This window comes from Bacteroidia bacterium (assembly GCA_025056095.1).
In the GTDB taxonomy this organism is placed as follows: Bacteria; Bacteroidota; Bacteroidia; order JANWVE01; family JANWVE01; genus JANWVE01.
Genome location: JANWVW010000150.1, coordinates 1 through 6,936, shown reverse-complemented (window position 1 = coordinate 6,936; position 6,936 = coordinate 1). Strand labels below are relative to the sequence as shown.

General features: G+C 36.6%; 5 protein-coding genes. 3 read left to right on the top strand and 2 right to left on the bottom strand.

From position 1 onward, the window contains the following. Together NZ519_10335 and NZ519_10330 are read left to right on the top strand one after the other, a co-directional pair. Positions 1-798 (top strand): TIGR02453 family protein (locus NZ519_10335; GenBank protein MCS7029145.1); only part of this gene is annotated, 798 nt, incomplete at its 5' end. A 22-nt stretch (positions 799-820) separates the two neighbouring features. Beyond that, complete coding sequence (locus NZ519_10330; protein MCS7029144.1) at positions 821-1,570, top strand: pyridoxine 5'-phosphate synthase; 750 nt, start codon at positions 821-823, stop codon at positions 1,568-1,570. Between the two features lie 2 nt (positions 1,571-1,572). Here the strand turns inward: NZ519_10330 and NZ519_10325 are convergent, their stop codons facing one another. Further along, a complete protein-coding gene (locus NZ519_10325) occupies positions 1,573-4,806 on the bottom strand; it encodes a hypothetical protein (protein MCS7029143.1) in 3,234 nt (1,077 codons plus the stop codon). Positions 4,807-5,013: 207 nt separating this feature from the next. On the opposite strand from NZ519_10325, the gene NZ519_10320 reads away from it, so the two are divergent. Further along, positions 5,014-5,913, top strand: a complete 900-nt coding sequence (locus NZ519_10320; GenBank protein MCS7029142.1) for an ATP-binding cassette domain-containing protein — start codon at positions 5,014-5,016, stop codon at positions 5,911-5,913. A 781-nt stretch (positions 5,914-6,694) separates the two neighbouring features. Here NZ519_10320 and NZ519_10315 read toward each other — a convergent pair. Beyond that, positions 6,695-6,856, bottom strand: coding sequence for a hypothetical protein (locus NZ519_10315; protein MCS7029141.1), 162 nt, complete (start codon positions 6,854-6,856; stop codon positions 6,695-6,697). Positions 6,857-6,936: the final 80 nt, after the last annotated feature.

Genomic DNA, 6,936 nt, shown 5'->3' with positions numbered 1-6,936 from the left:
AGCGAAGTACCGAAGCGAAGCGCAGTGCGGAATGCCCCGACCCTTGCGTCAGCAAGGGGCACGCCCAAAAAATCAAAATTATTTTTTAGAACTACTATCAGAATTATGCCGCTTCTTTTTTTGTTGATTAAGCTGATGTTCCCCAAAGAAGGATTAGAATTCTTAACACAGCTCAAAGCTAACAACAATAAAACTTGGTTCGCACAACATAAAAAAGAATATGAAACATTTGTAAAAGAACCTTTCAAGCAAATAGTAACTACAATCGTACAGCACTTGATTCCTCAAACACACTTATCGGAACATATTAAAATAAGCGAATATATTTTTCGAATTTACCGAGATGTGCGTTTTACCAAAAATAAGCTACCTTTCAAAACCTTTTTGGGCGCTTACCTCGACCACGAAGGCACACAATCCGATAAACCTGGATACTACATTCACATTGAACCTAAGAATAGCTTTATTGCTTGCGGCCTATATGAACCAAACGCAGAACAGCTGAAAAAAATTCGCCAAGAAATTGTCTATGAAACAGACACTTGGCAAGCTATACTTGCTCACCCTTCTTTGCTCAAATATTGGGGAGGTTTATATGAAGGCAGAAGATACAAAAAAATCCCAAAAGATGTAATTCAATATCCTGAACTTTGCAATTACACTACCTTAAAACAGTTCTTACTCTGGAAATACATTCCCGATGAGATAGTTACTTCACAAGAATATGTGAGCTATTGTGTAAACCACTTTTTATCTGCTGTATCTTTTGTAAACTTTTTGCGCCAAGCTATTAGTTAGTAAAAAACGTATATTTTTGTATATGCCACCTGTATTAAGCGTGAATGTTAATAAAGTTGCCACACTGCGTAATGCAAGAGGAGGTAACGTCCCTGATGTTATCAAATGTGTGGAGTACCTTCAAAACAATGGCGCAGAGGGCATTACAGTGCATCCTCGCCCCGACGAAAGACATATTACCCGCAAAGATGTTTCAATGATAGCTAAAATAATTACCGTAGAATTCAACATTGAAGGCTATCCCGACCAACGTTATTTAGATATCATTGAAGAAGTCAAACCTGCCCAAGCTACACTTGTTCCTGATCCGCCCAATGTGCTTACTTCCAACGCAGGCTGGCAAATTGATGATACAAACCTTAAACTATTAGCCCAAGCCGTAGAGCATATAAAACGACAATCTCCACAAACTCGCATTTCTGTATTCATCAATCCTTTTGATGTATTAGAAAAAAATTTATCTGTGCTTAAAAACATTGGTGTAGATAGAATTGAACTTTTTACAGGACCGTACGCACATACTTTTTCTTCAAAATCAAGCGCCGAAATAGACAATGTACTAAATATCTACAAAACCGTAGCGCTACATGCGGTTGAAGTAGGTTTGAAGATAAATGCAGGTCATGACTTGGATTTGCACAACTTGCCTAAGTTAGTCAGTACTATTCCTTTTATCAGCGAAGTAAGTATAGGACAAGCTTTTATTTCAGATAGCTTGTGGTATGGGTTTAGAGAGACACTATTGCGATATAAGTTAGCGCTACGCCCCTAAGGTTAAAAATCTGTTCCGATGGCAAGTGTCCACAAAGCTTTGGGACTAATATAGCCATCTTCTATGCCCCAGGCAGCATCTATTCGTAGAAAATAGCCAAGCACTACGGTACGCAGCCCCAAGCCATAACTGGCTACCCAAGGGCTTCTTTGATTAAATACCTGTACAGATATGTTTCCTAATTCGTAATAAGCAGTGTTAAGTTCAGTATTGTTGCGGTTAGGGAAACCTCTGTTCCAAGCTGTACCGATATCTACGAATGTAACTAACTGTAAGTTATACCATAAAGCAGAGGGCATACTGCTTCGTTTAATGTATTTAAGTAAAGGCGTGCGAAGTTCGTTGTTCCAAACAATATAACGCCTACCTGTACGCGCACCTCGGATAAAACCGCGCATAGGCGTAGCAAAATCAGTGAAATAAAAGTCAGGTAGTTGGTTGCTTCTATACCTCAAGCCTTGATGATCTTGGATACGATTGTTAATGTATCCTTCCACGCCCCCTAAATAAAATAGCTGCGGATTAGGTCCAAAACTCCACTGTGTAGCTATTCTGCTTGCCCAAATAAATTCTCCTGAAATTACCGTATATTGCTTGAATTCCCCACTGAAAGTAGCCAAGCTATAAGACTTATCAAAAATGCGTTGATAGGTGCTTATGCCTACCGCTGCACGCGTACCTTGGGAAATGTTTAGTCCTTTTACTTTTGTATTGTCGTAAATTACTCTTGTACTTATACCTAAAACGCTGCACTTTTCATCAGGTTTAGGTATTTCTATCAAGTTTTGGCGATTGATATACGTATATTCCCCTTGACTTTCCCATTTGAGAAAACGACTATATGGGCGTATAGCCGTACCTTTTACGCTATATGTTTTATATTTCAATACAAATGGGTCATTAAAGTTGTCTCTATCTCTAAAATCTCGTGTTCTGCGAATAAATTCTACTAAATAGTCCCACTTTTTGGGTTGATACAGGTATTTTATTACATAGTCCGTGCTTCTAAAATCAAAATATACGCGTGCATACGCAGTAATTTTATAGTTGTTAAATACATCGCTCATTCCTCCGACAAACTGCATACCTAGCCCTTTTACAGGATCTACACATAAACCTGTACCTACTACATCAGGACTCATACTTACTATATACATTTGACTTTGAGAGATATTAACCGTTTTTTGACCTTGCGGCGAAACAATTCTTATAGCTTGCTGATTTCTTTTGTCTTGCTTTTTAGGTTTATTCGTCAAAACAAATTCTTGTTTTTGATAATCAAAAATGTAATGGTAATAGTTAATGCTTCTTCTTTCGTTTTCTGTGCTGTCTATAATTTTCTCTATCTTGTTTTTAATCGTTAATAGTTTGTTTTTCTGTACTTCTGCACGCACTTGAGTAATGTATTGCACTTTCTCTTCCGTTGCACGGATTTGAGTATTGAGCTGCACACTTTCGTCAATCTTTTTACTAAATAGTTGCGGAGTACCATTTTGTAGGATAGATACATATAAGGTGTTAAAGTTATGTGTAAGACTGTAGCTTATTACATCACAAGGTAAATTAGTAAGATATTTAGGGCGAACTTGTGCAGTATCACTTGTTTTGTTAAGGTCTTGCAAAGAAATATAAACTACGTTTCTTATTCCGCTTTTATTAGTTGTAAATACTAACTTATCTTGAATAATTTGAGGGTAGAGTTCTTGGTCATATCTACGGTTAATAATACGATTAAGCGGTTGAATGCTTTGTACTTTACCTTCACCTTCTATTTGGTACTGCCACAAGTTGAAATTTGGATTAGCTTCAGGGGCAGTCAAGCCTAAATATAGCCGTTCCTCATCTTGTATATCAGGTTGATTAGAGCATATCCAAAGTTCATTCTCATTTAGACCAAAACAGGCACTGATATCATCAAACTTGGTATTTGTAACTTGGCGCAATGAACCTCCTATGGGTAAAATAAAAATGTCTGATTGAGCATTTTTAACTGCGGCTAATAGCAGCTGCGTGCCATCTGCAGACCAATCTATACTCAAAATTTGTTTTAATCCTCCTGTTTTAATGCTTTTTTTGACTTGTGAATTTCTGTCATACAAAAGTAGGCGAGTTTTACCTTTGTCCGAGTATGCTACGGCTAGCTTGTTCCCATCTTTTGACCAAGCTAAAGGTAAGGTCCAAAAACTGAGCTCATTTATATCGGTACGCATGCCCGTTTGAATAACCAAGTATTTTTTTTGAGTTTGAAGATTTTTGACCCATACCTTGATAATTCCTTTGTGGTTTGTGGTATAAGCTAAATACGTTCCATCAGGGCTGATGGCAATGTTATTAGTAGATTGAATAAAAGTGTAATTTTCTTGGTTTTCAAAATTTGCAGTGCTGTTCTCAAATTTTTTTTGATAAAAGGCTAAGTAATCCTTAAATAAAGCGGAAATATCTACGTTGAGAATATATTCTATGCCATGTAAGACATTTCTAGCACTACGCACCATGTATAAAATATCCGCAATACGGTCAGGAGTGTAGGTTTGTGCAATAAAATGCCAAACACTTACCCCAACTTTACCTGCATACGGTCCTTGTATATCCATAAAGGAACGGATTTTCTGATTCAAAATAGCGTCGCGAGTGTAATAGGCATACGTATCATTCCAACCACTAGCAAGGTATTCCGCTAAGCCTTCACTAAACCAAGTAGGTACATTCAAAAATAAAGAGCTTTGAATAGTATTCGGTAAAGAGCCACCGAACATCATGTCATTAAAGAAAGTTAAGCATAAGTTTCTACGAATTTGGTGCGCAAACTTGACATAACTTCCTTCAAAATACACTTCACATTTAGCAGGTATCATTTCTGTTATACCCCCCTCAGGATTTTTAATATTGGGCGGTTGAACGTTGCTTTGTTGAAAATCGGTAATAGATGCATGTACGATAATAGCAATTTTAGTTTCAGGATAGTAGTCCATTATTTTGTACAAGTATCCATAGTGCTTTTCAGCTTCCAAAGCCACAAAATGGGCAAGACTGTCATTTTTCTGCGTAAAATAGATATAAAAGTTGTCGGTTTTTAGATATTTCCATACAAATTCCTGGTGTTGTATAGCATTTTTAGTGTATGAAAAGTTTATCTGCCCAAAAGCATAATGGTGCAACGTCAAAATTAAACTCAACCAAAATAAAACTGCGGCAAATGGCATACTGGGATTTTTCTTTCTATCACTGCTGAACAAATATAAGGTAAAAAAAATTAAAAAAAACAAAAAACTCTACAAGAAACCTTGTAGAGATACATTGAGAATCAGAGATTGGGCAAGAGGTTGATTTGTGTTACAAAAATACTACGTTTGTCTTTTGTGCATAAAATGCTGCATCAATTGTGTTTAAAAAATACATGCATGGTTAAAAATTGAACATGAGCAGTTATATTTGCTACACGAATGAACATTCTTTCCTTGCGTAAAGTTGTCAAGCGATACGAAAACTTTATCGCTGTTGACAAAGTGTCTTTGAATATTCCCAAAGGAAGCATATACGGAATGCTGGGACCTAATGGGGCAGGTAAAACTTCTATTTTACGCATGATTACTCAAATTCTTTTACCTGATGAAGGGCAGATCTTATTTGAAAACGAACCTCTATCACCAAAGCACCTTGCACATATTGGATACATGCCCGAAGAAAGAGGTTTATACAAAAAAATGAAGGTCTACGAACAGCTCTTATACTTTGTACAACTTAGAGGATACACTAAATCACAAGCAGAGCGGCTTCTATCCGTTTGGATTGAAAAACTCAACATCAAAGATTGGTTGCATAAAAAATCTAATGAACTTTCAAAAGGACAACACCAAAAACTGCAATTTATCGTTACTGTTGCTCATCAACCTAGCTTACTTATTTTAGATGAACCTTTTTCAGGATTAGACCCTATTAGTGCTAACTTAATTAAAGATGAAATTTTTGAACTGCATAAAAAAGGAGTTACAGTCATTTTCTCTACTCATCGCATGGAGCAAGTAGAGGAAATATGCGATAACATTTGTCTTATTCATCAAGGAAAAGTATTGTTAGAAGGTTCATTAAGCCAAATAAAGCAAAGATTTAGAAAGCCCCTATATCAAATTCGGTTGGAAAATTCTGAAATTTCTCTTACTGACCTTGACCCAATAAAGATTATTGAAAAGTTTCCGAACTACACTGTAATTGAGTGCAAAGGTTTTGATAATGACAGAAAAGTGTTAGAATACCTAGTACAACACTTACCTATTACGTATTTTGCACCCTTAGAAACCCCTTTGAATGATATTTTTATTGAAGTAGTCAGCCAGCGGAATTAAAATTTTTACGGTTTAAGCTCGTGTGCCATAGAAAACTTATCAATTCAAATTTGTAGCTTTAGAGTTTGAACATATTGAGAAGTTCTGTTTTTTATGAAGTTTTTTATCCCAAAGTCTTTTTTTACGTTGTTCAAAAGTTTTTTAACTATGTGTTTATCAAGCTCTTCTTGTACTGTGGCTTTTTCTTGTAAATAGCTATCTAACTGATTTTGGGCAAGCTCTAAATATTCTTGGGAAATATCAATTCCGATATAGTTTTTTATTCAGGAATTTAGCAGCTATGCAGGCTGTTCCGCTACCGCAATAACGATCTACATTTTAGAGCTTTCATTGAGAATAGAATAAATGCATCGCGTAGGCAAAGGATAAAGAACGCAGCAGAATGATTTACTTTTTGTTCAGGATTGAAGCGCCATATAGAGGTAAGCAATGCATGTTAGAGAGCAGTTCTTCGCCAATTAGGTCAGTATCATTTTTAGGTTTGTGCAGCCATTAAATACGTTCCTCTACTTGTCAAAATCGCCAACCTTTAAGGTTAGCTGCTATCATTCTATCTCAAATAATTTCTTGCCGAATGTGCCATTTTGTTTGACAAATCCACTGAATAGGGTGCAAAAGAATTCCCTTTTCCAACGTATTTTATGATTGTAGAAAAAGCTTCCTCTTGGTTTGATTATTCTGTCAGTTGGTTAAGTGGATTTTGTAGTTCCTGCAAGGTATCTCCGCAGATGAGTTTATTGTACATATTTATGCGTAGGTTGCATAAAGTTTTTTGTAATTTTTATTTAGTTTGGATGTTATCCAAAACGGAACTTTGTTTGAAGGTCAAACCTATGGGAATTTTTTGCAACTGTGTTTTACAAAGAGTACTATTTTTAGATGAAAGTGTGAGTATTTTTATTCTTTTTTGGGCGTGCCCTTGTGGGCGTTTCGCTGCGCTCATGCCCACAAGGTCGGCGTGCTACGGGCTACGCTAACGCTTCGGTGCTGCGCTTCGCTCCGCACTGGGCTAACGCCCACCCT

Coding starts and splice junctions, on each gene's coding strand:
- NZ519_10330 (MCS7029144.1), top strand. CDS start 821: ATGCCACCTGTATTAAGCGTGAATGTTAATAAAGTTGCCACACTGCGT.
- NZ519_10315 (MCS7029141.1), bottom strand. CDS start 6,856: ATGAGCGCAGCGAAACGCCCACAAGGGCACGCCCAAAAAAGAATAAAA.
- NZ519_10320 (MCS7029142.1), top strand. CDS start 5,014: ATGAACATTCTTTCCTTGCGTAAAGTTGTCAAGCGATACGAAAACTTT.